22 protein-coding genes and 2 pseudogenes are annotated in these 18,228 nt (G+C 67.7%); 11 read left to right on the top strand and 13 right to left on the bottom strand.

Going from position 1 to position 18,228, the window contains the following annotated elements; translation table 11 throughout:
- Positions 1 to 4 precede the first annotated feature (4 nt).
- The 3 genes from AC1DY5_RS05370 to AC1DY5_RS05360 all read right to left on the bottom strand — a co-directional run bounded on the left by AC1DY5_RS05370 (position 5) and on the right by AC1DY5_RS05360 (position 2,769).
- Positions 5 to 520, bottom strand: coding sequence for a GlcG/HbpS family heme-binding protein (locus AC1DY5_RS05370; RefSeq protein WP_478109362.1), 516 nt, complete (start codon positions 518 to 520; stop codon positions 5 to 7).
- Between the two features lie 144 nt (positions 521 to 664).
- Positions 665 to 1,288, bottom strand: coding sequence for a response regulator transcription factor (locus AC1DY5_RS05365; RefSeq protein ID WP_478109360.1), 624 nt, complete (start codon positions 1,286 to 1,288; stop codon positions 665 to 667).
- On the bottom strand, positions 1,285 to 2,769 hold the full coding sequence (locus AC1DY5_RS05360; RefSeq protein ID WP_478109357.1) for a sensor histidine kinase: 1,485 nt from the start codon (positions 2,767 to 2,769) through the stop codon (positions 1,285 to 1,287). Before AC1DY5_RS05360 ends, AC1DY5_RS05365 begins: the two co-directional genes overlap by 4 nt.
- A gap of 114 nt (positions 2,770 to 2,883) precedes the next feature.
- On the opposite strand from AC1DY5_RS05360, the gene AC1DY5_RS05355 reads away from it, so the two are divergent.
- The 6 genes from AC1DY5_RS05355 to AC1DY5_RS05330 all read left to right on the top strand — a co-directional run bounded on the left by AC1DY5_RS05355 (position 2,884) and on the right by AC1DY5_RS05330 (position 8,659).
- Positions 2,884 to 4,779: an ABC transporter ATP-binding protein gene (locus AC1DY5_RS05355; protein WP_478109355.1), complete on the top strand. Its 1,896-nt coding sequence runs from the start codon at positions 2,884 to 2,886 to the stop codon at positions 4,777 to 4,779.
- Between the two features lie 7 nt (positions 4,780 to 4,786).
- A complete protein-coding gene (locus AC1DY5_RS05350; protein ID WP_478109354.1) occupies positions 4,787 to 5,821 on the top strand; it encodes a phospholipase D-like domain-containing protein in 1,035 nt (344 codons plus the stop codon).
- A gap of 7 nt (positions 5,822 to 5,828) precedes the next feature.
- The gene (locus AC1DY5_RS05345; RefSeq protein ID WP_478109352.1) at positions 5,829 to 6,518 is read left to right on the top strand and encodes a hypothetical protein; all 690 of its coding nucleotides are present in this window, start codon (positions 5,829 to 5,831) and stop codon (positions 6,516 to 6,518) included.
- Positions 6,519 to 6,591: 73 nt separating this feature from the next.
- Positions 6,592 to 7,065 carry a tetratricopeptide repeat protein gene (locus tag AC1DY5_RS05340; protein ID WP_478109350.1) on the top strand — a complete coding sequence of 158 codons (474 nt, stop codon included), beginning with the start codon at positions 6,592 to 6,594 and terminating at the stop codon, positions 7,063 to 7,065.
- Positions 7,066 to 7,098: 33 nt separating this feature from the next.
- Entirely contained in the window at positions 7,099 to 7,257 is a 159-nt protein-coding gene (locus AC1DY5_RS05335) for a hypothetical protein (protein WP_478109348.1), read from the top strand.
- A gap of 7 nt (positions 7,258 to 7,264) precedes the next feature.
- Positions 7,265 to 8,659: an L-serine ammonia-lyase gene (locus AC1DY5_RS05330; protein ID WP_478109346.1), complete on the top strand. Its 1,395-nt coding sequence runs from the start codon at positions 7,265 to 7,267 to the stop codon at positions 8,657 to 8,659.
- A 5-nt stretch (positions 8,660 to 8,664) separates the two neighbouring features.
- On the opposite strand, the gene thpR is transcribed toward AC1DY5_RS05330, so the two are convergent.
- The 7 genes and pseudogenes from thpR to guaB form a co-directional block, all read right to left on the bottom strand.
- Positions 8,665 to 9,198, bottom strand: a complete 534-nt coding sequence (gene thpR, locus AC1DY5_RS05325) for an RNA 2',3'-cyclic phosphodiesterase (RefSeq protein ID WP_478109344.1) — start codon at positions 9,196 to 9,198, stop codon at positions 8,665 to 8,667.
- Positions 9,199 to 9,321: 123 nt separating this feature from the next.
- Entirely contained in the window at positions 9,322 to 9,846 is a 525-nt protein-coding gene (locus AC1DY5_RS05320) for a helix-turn-helix transcriptional regulator (RefSeq protein ID WP_478109342.1), read from the bottom strand.
- Positions 9,847 to 9,849: 3 nt separating this feature from the next.
- Positions 9,850 to 10,126, bottom strand: a pseudogene (locus AC1DY5_RS05315) (hypothetical protein).
- 57 nt (positions 10,127 to 10,183) lie between these two features.
- Entirely contained in the window at positions 10,184 to 11,797 is a 1,614-nt protein-coding gene (gene guaA, locus AC1DY5_RS05310; protein ID WP_478109340.1) for a glutamine-hydrolyzing GMP synthase, read from the bottom strand.
- A 9-nt stretch (positions 11,798 to 11,806) separates the two neighbouring features.
- The gene (locus tag AC1DY5_RS05305; RefSeq protein WP_478109392.1) at positions 11,807 to 12,226 is read right to left on the bottom strand and encodes a type II toxin-antitoxin system VapC family toxin; all 420 of its coding nucleotides are present in this window, start codon (positions 12,224 to 12,226) and stop codon (positions 11,807 to 11,809) included.
- A gap of 11 nt (positions 12,227 to 12,237) precedes the next feature.
- Positions 12,238 to 12,486 carry a type II toxin-antitoxin system Phd/YefM family antitoxin gene (locus tag AC1DY5_RS05300; RefSeq protein ID WP_478109339.1) on the bottom strand — a complete coding sequence of 83 codons (249 nt, stop codon included), beginning with the start codon at positions 12,484 to 12,486 and terminating at the stop codon, positions 12,238 to 12,240.
- A gap of 163 nt (positions 12,487 to 12,649) precedes the next feature.
- On the bottom strand, positions 12,650 to 14,119 hold the full coding sequence (guaB, locus tag AC1DY5_RS05295) for an IMP dehydrogenase (protein ID WP_478109336.1): 1,470 nt from the start codon (positions 14,117 to 14,119) through the stop codon (positions 12,650 to 12,652).
- Between the two features lie 172 nt (positions 14,120 to 14,291).
- Between guaB and AC1DY5_RS05290 the strand changes: the two genes are divergently transcribed.
- Positions 14,292 to 14,813 carry a DUF4124 domain-containing protein gene (locus AC1DY5_RS05290; RefSeq protein WP_478109334.1) on the top strand — a complete coding sequence of 174 codons (522 nt, stop codon included), beginning with the start codon at positions 14,292 to 14,294 and terminating at the stop codon, positions 14,811 to 14,813.
- Positions 14,814 to 14,834: 21 nt separating this feature from the next.
- Here AC1DY5_RS05290 and AC1DY5_RS05285 read toward each other — a convergent pair whose 3' ends face one another.
- Both AC1DY5_RS05285 and AC1DY5_RS05280 read right to left on the bottom strand, forming a co-directional pair.
- Positions 14,835 to 15,167, bottom strand: a complete 333-nt coding sequence (locus AC1DY5_RS05285; RefSeq protein ID WP_478109333.1) for an RnfH family protein — start codon at positions 15,165 to 15,167, stop codon at positions 14,835 to 14,837.
- A complete protein-coding gene (locus tag AC1DY5_RS05280; protein ID WP_478109331.1) occupies positions 15,167 to 15,613 on the bottom strand; it encodes a type II toxin-antitoxin system RatA family toxin in 447 nt (148 codons plus the stop codon). The genes AC1DY5_RS05285 and AC1DY5_RS05280 overlap by 1 nt, the downstream gene beginning before the upstream one ends.
- Positions 15,614 to 15,675: 62 nt before the next feature.
- Here AC1DY5_RS05280 and smpB point away from each other — a divergent pair, with 62 nt between their 5' ends.
- From smpB to AC1DY5_RS05260, 4 genes are all read left to right on the top strand, one after another.
- Positions 15,676 to 16,155, top strand: a complete 480-nt coding sequence (gene smpB / locus AC1DY5_RS05275) for an SsrA-binding protein SmpB (RefSeq protein ID WP_478109330.1) — start codon at positions 15,676 to 15,678, stop codon at positions 16,153 to 16,155.
- Positions 16,156 to 16,224: 69 nt separating this feature from the next.
- Positions 16,225 to 16,734, top strand: coding sequence for a sigma-70 family RNA polymerase sigma factor (locus tag AC1DY5_RS05270; protein WP_478109328.1), 510 nt, complete (start codon positions 16,225 to 16,227; stop codon positions 16,732 to 16,734).
- An 11-nt stretch (positions 16,735 to 16,745) separates the two neighbouring features.
- Positions 16,746 to 17,483: an anti-sigma factor family protein gene (locus tag AC1DY5_RS05265; protein WP_478109327.1), complete on the top strand. Its 738-nt coding sequence runs from the start codon at positions 16,746 to 16,748 to the stop codon at positions 17,481 to 17,483.
- Between the two features lie 46 nt (positions 17,484 to 17,529).
- Positions 17,530 to 17,913 carry a COG4315 family predicted lipoprotein gene (locus AC1DY5_RS05260; RefSeq protein ID WP_478109325.1) on the top strand — a complete coding sequence of 128 codons (384 nt, stop codon included), beginning with the start codon at positions 17,530 to 17,532 and terminating at the stop codon, positions 17,911 to 17,913.
- An 85-nt stretch (positions 17,914 to 17,998) separates the two neighbouring features.
- On the opposite strand, the pseudogene AC1DY5_RS05255 reads toward AC1DY5_RS05260, so the two are convergent.
- A pseudogene (locus AC1DY5_RS05255) lies at positions 17,999 to 18,228 on the bottom strand (hypothetical protein); the annotation flags it as partial.

Genomic DNA, 18,228 nt, shown 5'->3' with positions numbered 1-18,228 from the left:
CGAATCAGCCGAGCTGGCCCTTGACCTTGTCGAGCGCCGCGTTGGCGCACTGCTCGTCGAGGTGGCCGCCCGGCGCACCGCCGACGCCGACCGCGCCGATGACCTCGTTGCCCGCCTTGACCGGCACGCCGCCGCCGAGCAGCRGGAAGCCCGGGATGTTCACGAGGTTGGCGGCCGCCGGGTTCTTCTGCGCGTTCTCCATCATCGCCAGGGTCGGCGTCTTGGCCGAGGCCGAGGTCCAGGCCTTGCGCTCGCTGGCGCCCAGCGTGTGCGAGCCGGCGTTGTTGGCGCGCTGGATCGCACGCACGGTGCCGGACCGGTCGACCACGGTGGCGGCGACCGCGTAGCCGTTGGCGGCGCAGGCAGCGACCGCCGCACCGGCGATCTCGTTCGCCAGTTCGAGCGACATGTTCTTCTCAGCGCGCACGGACGGGCTCGGCGCCGCGGTCTGGGCCTGTGCGCCCAGGGCGGAAGCGGCGAGCAGGACGGCGAGGCTGCCGAGGCGAAGGGACGATTGCATGGAGTTCTCCGAAAGGGTTTTTGAAAGTGGCGCCGGCATGTCGCCAACCGGCTCCGCCACTGTAGGAATCGCCGCGCCCGCCGGCCATTCGTACGGCTACCCGCGCGGCTCCGTAGAACTACGGATCGCGGACCGAATGCCCAATCAGTCGGTGGCGTCGACCAGGCCGGCGTAGCGCCGGATCAGCTGCGCCAGCGAATCGCATTCGAGCTTGGCGAACAGGTTGGCACGGTGCGTCTCCACGGTACGCGGCGAGAGCGCCAGCGCGCGCGCGATCTCCTTGTTGGTCAGGCCGGCGACGATGAAGCCCAGCACCTCGCGCTCGCGCTCGGACAACTGCTGGAAGCGCTCGCGCGCCGCCTGGTCGGCCTGCGTGCGCTCGCGCGAGTCGACGTGCTTGCGCACCGCCTGCTGCAGCGCCTCGAGCAACTGCTCGTCGTCGACCGGCTTCTCAAGGAACTCCGCCGCCCCGGCCTTGAAGGCACGCCGGCACATCTCGACCGTGCCGTGGCCGGTGAGCATGATCACCGGCTGGTCGACCCCTTGCGCCACCAGCATGTCGAGCAACGCCAGCCCGCCGATGCCGGGCATGCGGACGTCGAGCACGATGGCACCGATACTCGCGCGGTCGAAGCCGTCGAGGAAGGCGCGGGGATCGGCCCAGGTCTGGGTCCGGAGGCCGACGGTGCCGATCAGCAGCGCCAGGCTCTCGCGCACCGCCTGGTCGTCGTCGATCAGGTGGATCAACGGAGACAGCGAGCCGCTCATGTCTTCCCCTCCTGGCCGCCGCGGCCGGCGAGCGGCAGCCGCAGCGTGAAACGAGCGCCGCGCGGCGCGGCATGCGCCACCTCGAGCGATCCGCCCATGCCCGTGGCCAGCGTCTCGGACAGGCTCAGGCCGAGCCCGAGCCCGCCCTCCCGCGTGCTGAAGAAAGGCTCGAAGACGCGCGGCAGCGCTTCGGCCGACAGCCCGGCCCCGTTGTCGCTCACGCCGAGCACGCCGCGGCCGGCCTCGACGCCAATCGAGAGCTTCAGCCGGCGCTCGCCGGGCGGCAACGCGTCGAGCGCCTGCAGCGCGTTCATCAACAGGTTGTGGACGATCTGCTCGAGCGCGACCGGGTCGGCCAGCACCATCACGGGCGCCTGCGCCGCATCTTCGACGGCCGGCGAGACCGAGCGCCGGGCCATCTCGGGGGCCAGCAGATGCAGCGCGCTGCGCAGCGCCTCCTGCAAGGCCACCGGCCGCATCCCGGCCTGCCGGTCGGGCCGCTCGATGACTCGCCGTAGCCGACCCACCACGTCGGCGGCGCGCCGCGCCTGCTCGGCGGCCTGCTTCATCGCCGAACGGGCGGTGGCCAACTCGGGCGGCTCCTCGGCGAGCAGGCGCTGCGCGGCCTGGGTGTTGGCCAGCACCGCGGTCAGCGGCTGGTTCAGTTCATGAGCCATGCCGGCGGCGAGTTCGCCGAGCGCGTTGAGCCGCGCGACCTGCCCCAGCCGCAGCAGTTCCTCGGCGCGGCGGCGCGCGATGCGCTGGCGCCGCAGCGCATAGGCGCCGCCAAGCGCCAGGCCCATGGCGACCGACCAGGCGGCCATCGCGGCCCACGGCAATTCGGCCCAGGAGACCCGCCGTTCGGCCCCCAGTTCGAAGGCCTGGCTTTCCGAGGCCAGCACTTTGCGGAAATCGAAATGCCAGCCGCCATCGGCGGCCGGAGYGCCCGGCTGCACCACGAAGCGCTGGCCCGCCTGTTCGAGCGTCACGCGCACCGGGCTGGTCTTCGGATCCATCGGCCAGTCGCGCCACGGCACCGCGGTCGCCAGGTCGATGTCGAGCGCATAGCTGATCGGCCGTGCACCGATCACCAGCCGGTAGCGGCCGCTCGCGAAGTCGGCGGCGACGAACTCGGGACGCTGCAGTTCGCGCGAACGGGCCTCGGCCGGTGCCAGCGACGGCTCCGGCCACGCGGCATCGGCCTCGCGCCGCTCGACATCGAGGATCGAGGGGTACACCGAAGGCAGCCGGCGCTCGGAGCGGGCGGCGCCGGGCACCGGCTCGAGCAGGGCGAGGGTCGCCAGTACGGCGTCGTACTGCACCACCTGCTGGCTCAAGAGCCGATGGGCGATGCGGCCGTTGACCTCGAAATCCTCGCGCAACTGCCGAATCTCGCCGCGCGCGAGCCAGACCGCGCCGGTGCCAGCGGCCAGCAGCCATGCGAGCCACCAGCCCCCTTGCGTACGCAACCATTGCCTCATGGCGCGGATTGTGCCCGGGTCGCCGAAGAGGCCGGGCCCGATGCTTGCGTTGGCTCCACGCCTACGTTCACAATCTCGTGACGTTGAGCGTCATCCCAGTCACCAGCCCTCCGCATGTCAACTCCAATACCCACAGAGGCGCCGCCTGCCACCGAGCCCCCGCAGCACTCGGCCACCCGGGCCGCCAAGCACGCGGCCAAGGCGCAGGGCCAGGACATGACGCGCCTGGTGCTCGGCCTGGTCAAGCCCTACCGAGGCTGGCTGGCCATCGTGCTGACCGCGATGGTGGTGGAAGTGCTGATGAGCCTGGCGGCGCCCTGGCCCTTGAAACTGGTGCTGGACGACGCCCTCGGCACCCACCACCTGCCACACTGGCTCGAATGGGCACATCAGCTCGGCATCGGCCGCCACACGCTGGGCGTGGCGCTGTTCGCCGGCATAGCGACCTTGGCGATCGCGGTCATCGGCGGGATTGCGACCTACATCGACAACTACTACACCACCAGCATCGGGCAATGGGTCGCCAACGACCTGCGGCTGCGCATCTACGAGCACCTGCACCGGCTCTCGCTGGCCTTCTACGACAGCGCCAAGACCGGCACGCTGATGTCGACCATCACGAGCGATGTCTCGACGGTGCAGGCCTTCGCCTCCTCGTCGACCCTGTCGATCCTGGTGGACATCGTCACGATCGTCTTCATGCTCGGCCTGATGATCTGGCTCGACTGGGACTTCACGCTGATCGCGATCGCGGTCATGCCCTTCCTGCTGCTTTTCGTGTTCCGCTTCAAGAAGGCGGTGAAGGACGTCACGCGCGAAGTGCGGGTACGCCAGAGCGAGATCGTCGCGGTGGTCCAGGAAGGCCTGGGCTCGGTGCGTGCGATCAAGGCCTTCGGCCGCCAGGACCTTGAGGTGCAGCACATGGAAGCCGCCAGCCATGCCAGCACCGAGGCCGCGCTGCGGGCGCGCAAGATCAAGTCGCTGCTGTCGCCGGTGGTGGCCGTGGTGGTCGCCCTGTGCACCGGCATCGTGCTCTGGAAGGGCACCGCGCTAATCATCGCCGGCACCATGACGGCCGGCTCCCTCACCGTCTACCTCGCCTACCTGAGCAAGTTCTTCAAGCCCGTCAAGGACCTGGCCGGCATGGCCAGCACCCTCGCCCAGACCACCGTCGCGCTCGAGCGGATCCAGAAGATCCTCGGCGCCGACGACATCATCCACGAGCACCCGGACGCCATCGATCCCGGTCGCGCCAAAGGAGAAATCACCTTCGAGCACGTCGCCTTCGGCTATGGCGACGAAGCCCCGGTGCTGCGCGACGTCTGCTTCACGATCAAGCCGGGCCAGGTGGTCGGCATCGTCGGCCCGACCGGCAGCGGCAAGTCGACGGTGGTCAGCCTGATGCCGCGCTTCTACGATCCGACCGGCGGGCGGGTGCTGATCGACGGCGTCGACACCAGCCGGCAGAAGCTTGCTTCGCTGCGCGCGCAGATCGGTTTCGTGCTGCAGGAGACGGTGCTGTTCCGCGGCACCATCGGCGAGAACATCGCCTACGGCAAGCCCGGCGCCAGCCGGGAGGAGATCGTGGCCGCGGCCAAGCTCGCCAATGCCGACGAGTTCATCAGCCGCATGCCGCATGGCTACGACTCGGTGGTCGGGGAGCGCGGCGACACGCTGTCGGGCGGCCAGCGCCAGCGCATCGGCATCGCGCGCGCCGTGATCCGCAACAGCCCGATCATGATCCTCGACGAGCCGACGGCCGCACTCGACACCGAGTCCGAACGCCTGGTCATCGAAGGACTGGAGCGGCTGATGCAGGGCCGCACCGTGATCATGATCGCGCACCGGCTCAGCACGCTTCGCAACGCCGACAAGATCATCGTGCTGAAGGACGGCATCGTGGTCGAGGAAGGCACCAACGACGAGCTGGTCGCGCTCGGCGGCGTCTATGCCGAGCTGCACCGCATCCAGTTTGAAAACCCGGCGGCCGCTGTGGCCGCGCCCGCGTGAGGAAGCCATGTCCCACCGACTGATCGTTCTGCCCGATGACACCGCCAAGCCGATCCTGGACGCAATCAACGCAGCCAAGCTGGCGCTGAACATCCGGATGTTCCTGTTCACCGACGAGACGCTGCTCAGAGCGGTCATCGCCGCCAAGCAGCGCGGCGTCAAGGTCCGCGTGATGCTGAACCCGGCCCGCCGCACCGGCGAAACCGAGAACCAGGAATCCCGCAAGGCGCTGCTCGATGCCGGCATCGAGGTCCGCGACAGCAATCCGAAGTTCGACCTGACGCACCAGAAGTCGATGGTGATCGATGACCAGGTCGGCTTCGTCGAATCACTCAACTGGGAGCCCAAGGACCTGACCGAGACGCGCGACTATGCGGTCGTGACGACGCACGACCTCGAGACCCGCGAGATGGTGGACTGCTTCGATGCCGACTGGGCGCACGAGGACTTTTCGCCGCATCCCGAGTCGCGCCTGATCTGGTGCCCCGACAACGGCCGCCAGCGCGTGGCCGCCTTCATCGACGGCGCGCAGCATTCGCTGTGGGTGCAGAACGAGCGCTACCAGGACACGGTGATCATCGAGCGCCTGGTGCGGGCCGCGACCCGTGGCGTCAAGGTCCACATCCTGACCAAGCCGCCCCATTCGCTCAAGGCCGAGAAGCTGATCGAGGGCGTGGGCGGGCTGCGGATCCTGCAGGATGTCGGCGCCAAGGTGCACACCATGAAGCACCTGAAGCTGCACGCGAAGATGATGCTGGCCGACGGCAAGCGGGCCATCGTGGGCTCGATCAACCTGGCGCCGGGCAGCTTCGACGGCAGGCGCGAACTGGCGATCGAGACCGACGAATCCGGCACGGTGCAGCGGCTGGAGGAAACCGCGCAGCGCGACTGGGAGTCCTCGCACAAGATCGACCTCAGCGATGCCGGCCTGCTGCACGACCTGCAGAAGCGCCAGCTCGACCCGAGCAAACTGGTGCTCGATGGCGACGCCGAAGCGGCGGGCGGCAAGCCGAAGAAGCACAAGGACAAGGCGAAGGGCTGAGACCGCCATGAGGCGCATCGGCCTCGCGGCGGGATGCCTGCTGGCGGCCAGCGCGGCGCTGGCGGCGGCCGATGCCGAGTTCGCGATCCGCTGGGACCCGGCAGACGGCGGCCCCGCCACGATCGAGGCGATCGCCGAGTCGTTGCATCTTTCCGAGGGCAAGCGCAAGACCTTCGTGGTCCGGTATTTCGAAGTCAAGCAGCCCACCGACGCGCCGCCGGGCGCCACTGCGATCGCCCGCGAGCGGCTTTCGGGGGGCGAGATGGAGTCGATGTACAAGCTGAKAAGCCCGGTCGCCTTCCCGTCGCGCGGGACGAAGTCCGATTGGCGCTGTCCCTTTAAGGTCGATGCCAAGCGGAAGAACGAAATCGACATCGGTTGGAGGGCCGAGGGCGTGACCAAGACGAACTATTCGCGCAGCTGCGAGGCCGAGGGCCACATCGCCGAGCTGCTGCCGGCGCGCTTCATGGCCAAGCCGCTGGACTGCACCAGCAGCATGCTGCGAATGAGTTCCGGCGATATCAAGATCGAACGCTGGAGCCTCCCCGGCGGCAGGCGGGCCTTCGAGGTCTCGACGAACGGCAAGGACACCGATGCCGAACGCAAGGCCTTCGCCCGCCGGGTGGTGCAGCCGTTGATCTATCGCGGCATCAAGCCACTGGAGCAGAGCAAGACCCAATTGGGCAGCAGTTGTTGAAATCGCTGTTCGACGACGCCTGGAAGTCCGGACTCGTCGCGATCGAGACCGTCCTTCATCTGGAGATCACGCCATGAACAAGACCTTCGGAAGCATTTGCAGCGCCGTTCTCGCAGCGCTCGCCATCCATGCCACACAAGCGGCGGACACGGTGTCGGCGCCGCCAGCACTCAAGCTCGGCGACGCCCGCTCCCAGATCGCAGCCGGGAATTGGCAGGCCGCCATTGCCGAACTCGAGCGCGTGAGAGACACCGGAAACGCCGACTGGAACAACCTGATGGGCTACAGCCTCCGCAAGGCCTCGCCGCCCGATTACCCATCGGCCGAGCGGTACTACGCCACCGCGCTGCGCATCGACCGCGACCATCGCGGTGCGCTCGAGTACTCCGGAGAGCTCTTCCTGATCCTTGGCAAGCTGCCCCAGGCCGAGGAGCGCCTTGCTCGGCTGGCGAAGGTCTGCACCACGCCCTGCGAGGAGCTCGACGACCTCAGCGCAGCGATCGAGCGCTACAAGGCGGCCGGCAACAGCTACGTTCCCAAGCCCTAGGTGTTGGCCTCGACTGCCTCGGATTTCGCCTTCATGCTCCAGAAGCGGCCGGGCGCCTACATCGGCGCACCGGCGAAGGCCCGAAAACGACCCGCCGGTGCACAACCCTACTACGACTTCAACGACCAGATCCTGCCGCTCGGCGCCGCCTTCTGGGTGGCGCTTGTCAAGCAGCAACTGGCGGCCGCATAGTCGGGCGATGCTGTCCGTCTTCGATATCTTCAAGGTCGGTATCGGCCCGTCGAGCTCGCACACCGTGGGCCCGATGCGGGCGGCGTGCATGTTCGCGAACGCGCTCGAGCGCGACGGCCTGCTGGCGCGCACGGCGCGGGTTCGCGTGCGGCTTTATGGCTCGCTCGGCGCGACCGGACACGGCCACGCGACCGATGTGGGCGTCATGCTCGGGCTGCTGGGCGAGGCCCCTGACACGGTCGACCCTGCGAAGGTGCGGCCGCACATCGATGCCGTTCGTCGCGCGAGTCAGTTGGCGCTGCTGGGCCGCCATCCGATCGGCTTCGCACAGGCCCGGGACATCGAGTTCGCCGGCCACGAGTCGCTCGCCGAGCATCCCAACGGCATGCGGATGKTCGCGTTCGACGCCGGCGGCGTTGTGCTGGCCGATCGCTGCTACTTCTCGGTCGGCGGCGGCTTCGTCGTCGAAGGCGGCGCCGATGCGGCAGCGGCCGATGCATCGGCCGGCCTCGTGTGGCCCCATCCGTTTCGCAGCGGCGACGAGTTGATCTCGCAGGCCACGCAGAAAGGGCTGAGCGTGGCACGGCTGGTGCGCGACAACGAGGCTATCTGGCGCGATCCGGTCGACGTGCGCGCGGGCGTGCTCCACATCTGGCAGGTCATGCGGCTGTGCGTGCGGCGCGGCTTCGGCATCGACAATCCGGGCGCCGCCGAGCGCCTCCCCGGCAATCTCAACATCCGCCGACGCGCGCCCCAGCTCTGCCGCGAGCTGCTGGCCAGCGACGCGGGTGCCGCGGGCGCCGACCCGCTGTCGGCGATGGACTGGGTCAACGCCTTCGCAATGGCGGTCAACGAGGAGAACGCGGCCGGCGGCCGGGTGGTGACCGCGCCGACCAACGGCGCGGCGGGCGTGATCCCGGCGGTGCTGCACTACTATGACAAGTTCTGTCCCGGCGCTTCGGACGATGGCGTCGTCGACTTCCTGCTCACCGCGGCCGCCATCGGCATGCTCTACAAGGCCAACGCGTCGATCTCGGGCGCCGAGGTCGGCTGCCAGGGCGAGGTCGGCGTGGCCTGCTCGATGGCGGCCGGCGCGCTGGCCGCGGTGCTCGGCGGCACGCCGGCCCAGGTCGAGAACGCGGCCGAGATCGGCATGGAGCACAACCTCGGCCTGACCTGCGACCCGGTCGGCGGGCTGGTGCAGATCCCGTGCATCGAGCGCAACGCGATGGGCGCGGTCAAGGCCATCAACGCGGCCAGGCTGGCGCTGCGCGGCGACGGCAGCCACTATGTGTCGCTCGACGCCGTCATCAAGACCATGATGCAGACCGGCGAGGACATGAAGTCGACCTACAAGGAGACTTCGCTGGGGGGATTGGCGGTGAATGTGGTGGAGTGCTGAGGCGCTCAGCCGTGCAAGGGCCAGCGCCCGAGCACGACATGCCGCCCCTTGCCGATAAGGCTCCGGATCAGGACGAACTCGCGGGCCTTCCAGGCGATGGGCGCCACCCGCAGGTCCGGCACGACCTGCGTGACGCGAAGCAGTGTCATGTGCGGCGTGAAGACGCCCTGGTCGGCCGTCACGCCGGACGCGCGCAGCGCAGCCCCCAGTTCGAGGCGAAAGGCCTGCAAGGCCGGCATCGCTTCGCGCCCGACCAGCACCAGCGGATGCTTTCTTGCTCTCGATCGGAAACTCTTGACGCCATCGAAGCGCAGCGCGAACGTCGCACTGTGCAGGCTTGCCGCCGCCTGTTGGGCTTTCGTCACTAGGTCTTCCGGCAACTCGGGCCAGGAGCCCAGGTGGTGCAAGGTCACATGCAGACGCTCCGCGGTGGCCGCCAGAGCCTTGAGGCCGTGATCGGCACGCAGGCGCAGGGCCAGTTCGGCGGCCTGGGCTGCGGCTGCTGGATCCGGCTGCAGTGCGAAGAAGAGGCTGTTCACCGCACTCCTTTCACTCCCACTCGCTCGTCGCAACTGACCATCAACGAACCGGGGAGAAGTGTGCCGTGCAGCCCTGCGTTCGGACCACGTGGACGCCAGTCCGTGACGCCGACTCGAAAACGTTCATGCAATCAGTTGTTCAAGCTCGCGCACCACCTTCGCCGGAAGCCGGCGGGCTTCCTTGGCCAGATTAACTTCCAGCGTCGCCCTTGCGGTTTCCAGCAAATTCCCATCCAGGACATAGCCGCCCTTGCCTTCCAGCCACGAGAGCACCTCGGCCAGGTGCCAAATGGAGGCGCTGCCCTCGTGAACCGGCACCGGAAAGTTGCTGACATGGGAGAGCATGAGCTTGCGCATCGCCTGGCGCGATACGCCCACGAGTTCGGCGACATCCGTCAGGCCGACGAAGTCTGGCGCGGCCTCCACCAGCCTGGCCGATGGAATGGCACCCTTGACATCGGCCAACGCGCTTCGGACTGCTTCCTTCGCTCTGTTGGCCTCGCGCGTGAACTCCAGGGCCAGGCGACCCGATTGCCCGATGCCCACCAGGGCATCGTCGCAGCCGGCTTCACCCAGACGTTCGACCAGTGCCTCGGGATCGCAATCGTTTTCGGCAAGCTGGTATTTGAGGGTGAAGGTGAATTCCATGGGTCATTCCTCGGAAGAAGAGCCGCCTTCCCCTTGGCGCTTGTGGGTCGGACAGTTGACCACGACTCGTCGCAATGCCCGCGCGTGATTGCCGGGGTTCTTCGGCGTGCTCCAAATGCTGGTGATGCAGAACTCGCCGCAGCGGCATTCGTCGCCGTTGTAGGGGCAATAGACACGGCCCCAGGCACGGCATCCGCCGATCTCGACGCGCCAGCCCTGTGGTTCCGCATGCTTGAGCGCATCCTTCGACTTCCTTCTTGGGGTGTGACGGGCGAGCCATTCAACATCTCGAGTATGAGTTTGAACCGTTAGGTTGTCAAGTGACAACCCAGGGTGCTCACTCCCACTCGATCGTCGCCGGCGGCTTGCTGCTCACGTCATAGGTCACGCGGTTGATGCCGCGCACCTCGTTGATGATTCGCCCCGACACCTTCTTGAGCAGCGCATAGGGCAGCTCGGCCCAGTCAGCGGTCATGAAGTCGCTGGTCTGCACCGCACGCAGCGCCACCACGTAGTCGTAGGTGCGGCCGTCGCCCATCACGCCGACGCTCTTGACCGGCAGGAACACCGTGAAGGCCTGGCTCGTGAGGTCGTACCAGCTCTTGCCGCTGGCGGGGTCGATGAAGTTGCGCAGTTCCTCGATGAAGATCGCATCGGCGCGGCGCAGCAGCTCGGCGTATTCCTTCTTGACTTCGCCGAGGATGCGCACGCCCAGGCCCGGACCCGGAAACGGATGGCGATACACCATCTCCGGCGGCAGGCCCAGCGCGACGCCGAGTTCGCGCACCTCGTCCTTGAACAGGTCGCGCAGCGGCTCGAGCAGCTTCAGGCCCAGTTGCTCGGGCAGGCCGCCGACGTTGTGGTGGCTCTTGATCGTGACCGCCTTCTTGCTCTTGGCGCCGCCCGACTCGATCACGTCGGGATAGATGGTGCCCTGGGCCAGCCACTTGGCGCCCTTGGCGCCGGCGCTGGTGAGCTTGGCCGCTTCCTGCTTGAAGACGGTGACGAACTCGCCGCCGATGATCTTGCGCTTGGCCTCGGGGTCGCTCACTCCGGCCAGCTTGCCGAGGAACAGATCGCTGGCATCGACGCGGATCACCTTGGCATGCAGCTGGCCGACGAACATGTCCATGACCATGTCGCCTTCGTTTAGCCGCAGCAGGCCGTGGTCGACGAAGACGCAGGTCAGCTGGTCGCCGATGGCTCGATGGATCAGCGCCGCGGCCACCGACGAGTCGACGCCGCCCGAGAGCCCGAGGATGACTTCCTCGTCGCCCACCTGCTGGCGGATTGCCTCGACGGCTTCGGCGATGTGATCGCGCATCACCCAGTCGGGCCGGGCCGCGCAGATGCCGAGCACGAAGCGGTCGAGGATCGCCTTGCCCTGCTGCGTGTGCGTCACTTCGGGATGGAACTGCACGGCATAGAAGTGCCGCTCTTCGTCCGCCATACCGGCGATCGGGCAGCTCTCGGTCGAGGCCATCAGCTTGAATCCCGGCGGCAGCTCGGTGACCTTGTCGCCGTGGCTCATCCAGACGTTGAGCATGCCGTGGCCCTCGTCGGTCGTGAAGTCGGCGATGTCGCGTAGCAGCTCGGTGTGGCCGCGCGCCCGCACGGCGGCGAAGCCGAACTCGCGCTTGTGGCCGCCCTCGACTTTGCCGCCCAGCTGGTGCGCCATGGTCTGCATGCCGTAGCAGATGCCCAGCACCGGCACGCCGAGATCGAACACCGCCTGCGGTGCCTTGTCGGTGGTGTCCTCGTAGACGCTGGCGTGGCTGCCGGAAAGGATCACGCCCTTGAGCCTGCCGTCCTTGGCGAACTCGCGCACCCACTCGTCGCTCACGTCGCAAGGATGGACCTCGGAGAACACATGCGCCTCGCGCACGCGGCGCGCAATCAGCTGGGTGACTTGCGAACCGAAGTCGAGGATGAGGATCTTGTCGTGTTGCATGAAGAAGACTCAGAGCGTTGAAATGTCGAAAAGGCGCACGCCTGCCTGCGGCGCCGCCTGGATGAGCTGCTCGTCGAAGGTAGCGAGCGGAAGGTCGAGCGAGCGTGCCAGCCAGAGGTAGCCCGCGTCGTAGAGCGAGACACCCGCATCGATGGCCACCGCGAGCACCGCCTTGTGCTGGGCCGGCGCCAGTTCGTGCAGTTCCACGCGATGGCGGATGGCGTCGAGCACGCTCCACAGGCCTTCGACCGCGGAGGATGGGATGCGGCCGCTGCGCACGCCGTTGGCAAGGATGTTGGCGCACTCCCATTGCCAGGCATTGGGCGCCTGCGGCTCGACCTCGTCGCGGCGGATCGCGGCGTAGAGCCTGCGGGTGTGTTCGCTGGCCTGGTCCGGCAGCAGCCAGGCCGAGGTCACCGAGGCATCCATGACGAAGGCCGTCACGACTGCCGCCCTTCGTCCCGAAGGGCGCGCACATCCGGACCCGGCTTGATCGCGGCGTGCAGGGCGTCGATCTGCCTCAGTTCGCGGGCGATCTGCTCGTCGGTGATCACCGGCTTGCGCCGCACCGGCAGCATGCGCACGACCTCCTTGCCATGGCGCGTGATGCGCACCTCCTCGCCCTTCTCGACCAGGTCGATCAGGGCCGAGAAGTTGTTCTTGGCTTCGGAGATGCCGAGGGATTGCATTTGGGCCAGAAAAATTTAATCTGGCCCGAATTCTAAAGCCAATCTGGCCCGGCTTTCAATGTCTGGCCAGATTGGGCTCAGGCCGGCGCCGGGCCCCCCAAGCCGGCCTGCCGCCCCCTCGGGGGCCAGYGACCCACAGGCAGTGGGGGAGCATGGGGCCCATTCACTCAGCCCGGTAGTTCGGAGCTTCCTTGGTGATCTGCACGTCGTGCACGTGGCTCTCGCGAATGCCCGCCGTGGTGATCTCGACGAACTCGGCCTTGTTCTTCATGTCGTCGATCGTGGCGCATCCGCAGTAGCCCATGCTGGCGCGAAGGCCGCCGGACATCTGGTAGACGATCGACACCATCGAGCCCTTGTAGGGCACGCGGCCCTCGATGCCCTCGGGCACCAGCTTGTCGGCGTTCGGGTTACCGGTGCTCGACTCCTGGAAGTAGCGGTCGGCGCTGCCCTGCTGCATTGCGCCGATCGAACCCATGCCGCGGTAGCTCTTGTAGCTGCGGCCCTGGAACAGCACGATCTCGCCCGGCGCCTCTTCGGTGCCGGCGAACATGCCGCCCATCATCACGGTGCTGGCGCCGGCGGCGATCGCCTTGGCGATGTCGCCCGAGTAGCGAATGCCACCGTCGGCGATCAGCGGTACGCCGGTGCCCTGCAGCGCGGTGGCGACGTTGTCGATCGCCATGATCTGCGGCACGCCGACGCCGGCCACGATGCGGGTGGTGCAGATCGAGCCGGGGCCGATGCCGACTTTGACCGCGTCGGCGCCGGCATCGGCCAGCGCACGGGCAGCGTCGCCGGTGGCGATGTTGCCGCCGATGACGTCGACCTGCGGGTAGTTCTGCTTGACCCAGCGCACGCGCTCGATCACGCCGGCGCTGTGGCCGTGCGCGGTGTCGACCACGATGGCGTCGACCCCGGCCTTGACCAGCGCCTCGACGCGCTCCTCGGTGCCCTCGCCCACACCCACCGCTGCACCCACGCGCAGCCGGCCGCTGGCGTCGCGCGCCGCGTTCGGAAAGCTGGTCTGCTTGGTGATGTCCTTCACGGTGATCAGGCCCTTGAGCTCCCAGGCTTCGTTGATCACCAGCAGGCGCTCGAGCTTGTGCTTGTTGAGCAGCGCCTTGGCGTCGGCCAGCGTGGTGCCGTCGGGCACCGTGATGAGCCGGTCGCGCCGGGTCATGATCTCGCTCACCGGCACGTCGTAGCGGCTCTCGAAGCGCAGGTCGCGGCCGGTGACGATGCCGACCACCTTGCCGGCATCGCAGACCGGGAAGCCCGAAATGCCGAGCTGTTCGGATAAAGCCATCACCTGCCGCACGGTGTGGGTCGGGGTGATGACGACCGGATCGCGCAGCACGCCGGATTCGTAGCGCTTCACCTTGGCCACCTGGGCCGCCTGCTCGGCCGGCGTGAGGTTCTTGTGGACGATGCCGATGCCGCCTTCCTGCGCGATGGCGATCGCGAGGCGCGCTTCGGTCACGGTGTCCATCGCGGCCGAAACCAGCGGCAGATTGAGCGTGATGTTGCGGGAGAGCCGAGTGGCGAGGGAAGTGTCCTTGGGAAGGACCTGGGAGAACGCTGGCACCAGCAACACGTCGTCGAAGGTGAGCGCTTTGCCGAGAAGGCGCATGGGGTGAAGCTCCAAAAGAAGGATTGTAACGAGGCCTCCGGGCCCGGGCCGAGCCAGGGATTAGCGCTTTCTGCGTCGCAATAGGGCCAAGCTGCGTCCAAATACCGTCCAAGCGTTGCAAAAACGCCAGCAGGCAGGTTGCAAAACGTAAGGCGGCGGTAAACTTCGGGCCATGAAGCTCGTGCAGTTGCTCCTCGTCGGGTCCGTTTTCCTGCTGCCCCTGGGCGCGCAGGCCCAATGGCAGTGGCTCGACAAGGACAACAAGAAGGTGTTCAGCGACCACGCGCCGCCGCCCGAGGTGCCCGAAAAGAACATCCTGCGCCGGCCCAGTGCGCCGGCCAAGCGGCTGAACTACAGTGCGGCGCCGGTTGCCGAGGATGTGGTGACGGCGGCCCCTTCGCCCGCTTCCCAGCCACCGGCCGCCCCCAAGGCCGCCGGCGTCGACAAGGAACTCGAGGAGAAGGCGCGCAAGGCCGAGGAGGCCGAAAAGGCCAAGCAGGCCGCCGAGACGCAGAAGATCGCCCAGGCCCGGAAGGAAAACTGCAGCCGGGCGCGCGAAGGCAAGGCGACCATGGACAGCGGCCTCCGCGTCGCGCGCCTGAATGCCCAGGGCGAGCGCGAGATCATCGACGACGCCACGCGCGCCAGCGAGCAGAAGCGGCTGCAGGCGGTCATCGACTCCGACTGCAAATAGACCCTRGCCGGGACTCGCGCTCTAGTACCCGGCCTTGCCGCCCTTGCGCCGGTTCGCAAAAAGACCCGTGCCGCGCGCGCCCTGCTGGCGGAATCGCTCGCGCCGCGCCACCTTCGGGTCCACCGTGAGCGGACGGCACAGTTCGACCCGATCGAGCTCGCCCACGCACCGGGTCCATTCGACCGCCCGGCCCCAGATCCCCGGCGTAAGTGCTTGCCAGTCCAGTCCCGGCAAGGCCTGCGGCAGGCCGCTGGCGACCACCGCCTCGCGCACTGTTGCGCCCGGCGGAACTTCGAGCTCCCGCTCGAAGACCTCGCGCGGCCCCGGCGAGCAGGCGACCGTAACCCTCGGCATCACGCGACGCCGTAGACCTGCTCGGCGCGCTTCACGAAGGCCTCCACAAGGTTCGAGGCGATCTTGTCGAACACCGGGCCGACCAGCGCCTGGAGCGCAAAGTTGCTGAAGCCGTAGCTCAGGTTGAGCTCGACCCGGCAGGCGCGCTCGCCGTCTTCCCCGACCGGGGTGAAGGTCCAGACCCCATCGAGGTTCGAGAACGGCCCGTCGACCAGCTTCAAGTGGACCTCGCGGCCCGGCACATGGGTGTTCCGGGTGGTGAAGCTCTGGTGGAAACCGCTGAAAGCGAGGCCGACCTCGGCGGTCATGCCGAGTCCGCTGTCCTCGATGACTTTCGAGCGATCGCACCACGGCAGGAACTCGGGATACCTCGCCACATCGGTGACGAGCGCATACATCTCGTCGGCGCTGTACCAGATAAGAACGGACTTGTGGACTGTTTTCATAGAATCGGCACCGCGTGCGCGACGGATTGTATTGAAGCCATGCAGCCCTCACCTGAAACACCATGGCCACGAAAAAGAAGCAAGACCCCTCCTCCCGCATCGCCGACAACAAGAAGGCCGCGTACAACTATTTCTTCGAAGAGCGTTTCGAGGCCGGGATGGTGCTCGAGGGCTGGGAGGTCAAGTCGCTTCGCGAGGGCAAGGTGCAACTGACCGACGGCTACGTCGTCATCCGCAATGGCGAGCTGTTCGTGATCGGCTGCCAGATCAATCCGCTTCGTTCGGCGTCCACGCACATCACGCCGGATTCGGTGCGCACCAAGAAACTGCTGCTGCACAAGGAGCAGATCCGCCGGCTGATCGGCAAGGTCGAGCAGAAGGGCTACACGCTGGTGCCGCTCAACCTCCACTGGAAGGCCGGCAAGGTCAAGTGCGAGATCGCGCTGGCCAAGGGCAAGGCCGAGCACGACAAGCGCGACACCATCAAGGACCGCGAAGGCAAGCGCGAGGTCGAGCGCGCCATGAAGAGCCGCAGCCGTTGAGAAAGTTTTTTTCGAGGGCGGTGGAATAACCCCCCCGTCGGCGGCGTTCGTGCATCAGGTACATCGTCCATGGATTCACGCGCCCTCGTCCCCCACATCCCGAGCCTGCGGCGCTATGCACGCACGCTGACCGGCGACGCCTGGGCCGCCGACGACCTGGTGCAGGACACGCTGGAGCGCGCCTGCAGCAAATGGCGGCTGTGGAGCCTGGGGACCGACCTGCGGGCCTGGCTCTTCACGATCATGCACAACCAGTTCGCCAGCCAGATGCGGCGGGCACCGGCGCGCGCAGTCGTCGTCGACATTGAAGACGCGGCGCACGAGTTGCGCGCCGCCGACTCGCCCCGCGATCAGGCGATCGACCTGCAGCGCTGCCTGCTGCTGCTGCCGGAGGACCAGCGGGCGGTGCTGCTGCTGGTCGCGCTCGAGGATCTCTCGTACGCACAGGTCGCGAAGGTGCTCGGCATTCCGGCCGGCACGGTGATGTCGCGGCTGTCGCGGGCCCGCAGCCGCCTGCAGGCCCTGATGGACGAAGCGACGCCGGCATCCGGCCGCGCCGCGCTGCGCCGCCTCAAGTAACCGAGCACGACATGAACACGCCGCCTCCGCCCTCCGACGAAGACCTGCACGCCTGGCAGGCCCAGCGCGACGCCCTGCGCCAGCTGCATCGCGAGGTGCTCGACGAGCCGGTCCCGCCGATGCTGCTGGAGGCCGCGGGCATGGCGGGTGGGCGGCAGGCGGCCGACGCCCGCTGGTTGCGCTGGGGTGGCATGGCAGCCACCGTCGCGATCGCCTTCGGTGCCGGCTGGTTCGGCAACGGGCAATGGCTGCGCGCGAACGGCGACCCTTCGCGGCTGGTCCGTGCGGCACCGRCAACCCAGGAGTTCGTGCATGCGGCAGCCGTGGCCCACGCGGTCTATTCGCCCGAGAAGCGGCACCCGGTGGAAGTGGCCGCCGCCGAGCAGCAGCACCTGGTGCAGTGGCTCTCCAGGCGACTCGACCGGCGGCTGAAGCTGCCTGACCTGTCGACACAGGGCTACACGCTGGTCGGTGGCCGGCTGCTGCCGGGCAGCCAGGGCCCCAGGGCGCAGTTCATGTTCGAAAAGGCCGGCGGTGAACGGGTGACGCTCTACATCGGCAGCCTGGACGGGGCGAGCGCCTCGAGCGCCGGAGAAACCGCCTTCCGTTTCACGACCGAAGGGCCGGTGCCGAGTTTCTACTGGGTCGACCGCGGCTTCGGCTACGCTCTGGCGGGCGCGCTCCCGCGCGATGCCTTGCTTGGCCTAGCCACCGCGGTCCACCGTCAGCTCGAAAGTGCCGGCGGCTAGACTGTCCGGGCTGCATTCCGATTTTTTAACCGAAGGAGAAAACTTCATGAAACTGCTCAGCGCCTCGATTCTTGCCGTCGCCCTGCTCGCCGGCTGCGGCAGCATGTCCAGCAAGGCGCCGGACACGCCCACCCGCACCTCTGACGGGGTGCTGATCGGCCCGACCGGGATGACGCTCTACACCTTCGACCGCGACGTCGTCGGCAGCGGCAAGTCGGCCTGCAACGGCCCCTGCATCGTGGCCTGGCCAGCGCTGAAGGTGGCCGACACCGCCAAGCCGATGGGCCCCTACACGATCATCGTGCGCGACGACGGCAGCAAGCAGTGGGCCTACAAGGGCGCCCCGCTCTACTACTGGTCGAAGGACGCCAAGGCCGGCGACAAGACCGGCGACGGTTTCAACGGCGTCTGGAAGGTGGCGCGCCCCTGAGTGCAGCAGCCGGCGCGCCTGAACGGGCGCGCCCATCGGAAAGGCCGGCATGCGCCGGCCTTTTTCATTGGCGGCCCGGGCCGGATCAGTCGAACACGATCACGCCGCGCGCATTGCGGGCCTGTGCCAGGTCGTCGAAGGCCTGCGGTGCTTCCTCGATGCGGTAGCGCCGGGTGATCAGCTCGTCGAGCTTCAGCTTGCCGGCGCCTGGTAGAGCGACAACAGCCGCGGGAAGTCGTGGCGCGGGCGGGTCGAGCCGTAGAAGCTGCCCTTGATGGACTTTTCTTCCGTTGCAAAGCTCGCGGTCTTGAGCGT

The sequence above is a fragment of the Variovorax sp. P4_D9 genome (genome assembly GCF_056401695.1).
This window is presented reverse-complemented; position numbering and strand designations above follow the sequence as displayed.

What these genes read in the sequence shown, in the direction of transcription:
- AC1DY5_RS05365 (WP_478109360.1), bottom strand. Translation starts at nt 1,288, where the DNA reads ATGAGCGGCTCGCTGTCTCCGTTGATCCACCTGATCGACGACGACCAG.
- AC1DY5_RS05355 (WP_478109355.1), top strand. Translation starts at nt 2,884, where the DNA reads ATGTCAACTCCAATACCCACAGAGGCGCCGCCTGCCACCGAGCCCCCG.
- AC1DY5_RS05350 (WP_478109354.1), top strand. Translation starts at nt 4,787, where the DNA reads ATGTCCCACCGACTGATCGTTCTGCCCGATGACACCGCCAAGCCGATC.
- AC1DY5_RS05340 (WP_478109350.1), top strand. Translation starts at nt 6,592, where the DNA reads ATGAACAAGACCTTCGGAAGCATTTGCAGCGCCGTTCTCGCAGCGCTC.
- AC1DY5_RS05335 (WP_478109348.1), top strand. Translation starts at nt 7,099, where the DNA reads ATGCTCCAGAAGCGGCCGGGCGCCTACATCGGCGCACCGGCGAAGGCC.
- AC1DY5_RS05320 (WP_478109342.1), bottom strand. Translation starts at nt 9,846, where the DNA reads ATGGAATTCACCTTCACCCTCAAATACCAGCTTGCCGAAAACGATTGC.
- guaA (WP_478109340.1), bottom strand. Translation starts at nt 11,797, where the DNA reads ATGCAACACGACAAGATCCTCATCCTCGACTTCGGTTCGCAAGTCACC.
- AC1DY5_RS05305 (WP_478109392.1), bottom strand. Translation starts at nt 12,226, where the DNA reads ATGGATGCCTCGGTGACCTCGGCCTGGCTGCTGCCGGACCAGGCCAGC.
- AC1DY5_RS05300 (WP_478109339.1), bottom strand. Translation starts at nt 12,486, where the DNA reads ATGCAATCCCTCGGCATCTCCGAAGCCAAGAACAACTTCTCGGCCCTG.
- guaB (WP_478109336.1), bottom strand. Translation starts at nt 14,119, where the DNA reads ATGCGCCTTCTCGGCAAAGCGCTCACCTTCGACGACGTGTTGCTGGTG.
- AC1DY5_RS05290 (WP_478109334.1), top strand. Translation starts at nt 14,292, where the DNA reads ATGAAGCTCGTGCAGTTGCTCCTCGTCGGGTCCGTTTTCCTGCTGCCC.
- AC1DY5_RS05285 (WP_478109333.1), bottom strand. Translation starts at nt 15,167, where the DNA reads ATGCCGAGGGTTACGGTCGCCTGCTCGCCGGGGCCGCGCGAGGTCTTC.
- AC1DY5_RS05280 (WP_478109331.1), bottom strand. Translation starts at nt 15,613, where the DNA reads ATGAAAACAGTCCACAAGTCCGTTCTTATCTGGTACAGCGCCGACGAG.
- smpB (WP_478109330.1), top strand. Translation starts at nt 15,676, where the DNA reads ATGGCCACGAAAAAGAAGCAAGACCCCTCCTCCCGCATCGCCGACAAC.
- AC1DY5_RS05270 (WP_478109328.1), top strand. Translation starts at nt 16,225, where the DNA reads ATGGATTCACGCGCCCTCGTCCCCCACATCCCGAGCCTGCGGCGCTAT.
- AC1DY5_RS05260 (WP_478109325.1), top strand. Translation starts at nt 17,530, where the DNA reads ATGAAACTGCTCAGCGCCTCGATTCTTGCCGTCGCCCTGCTCGCCGGC.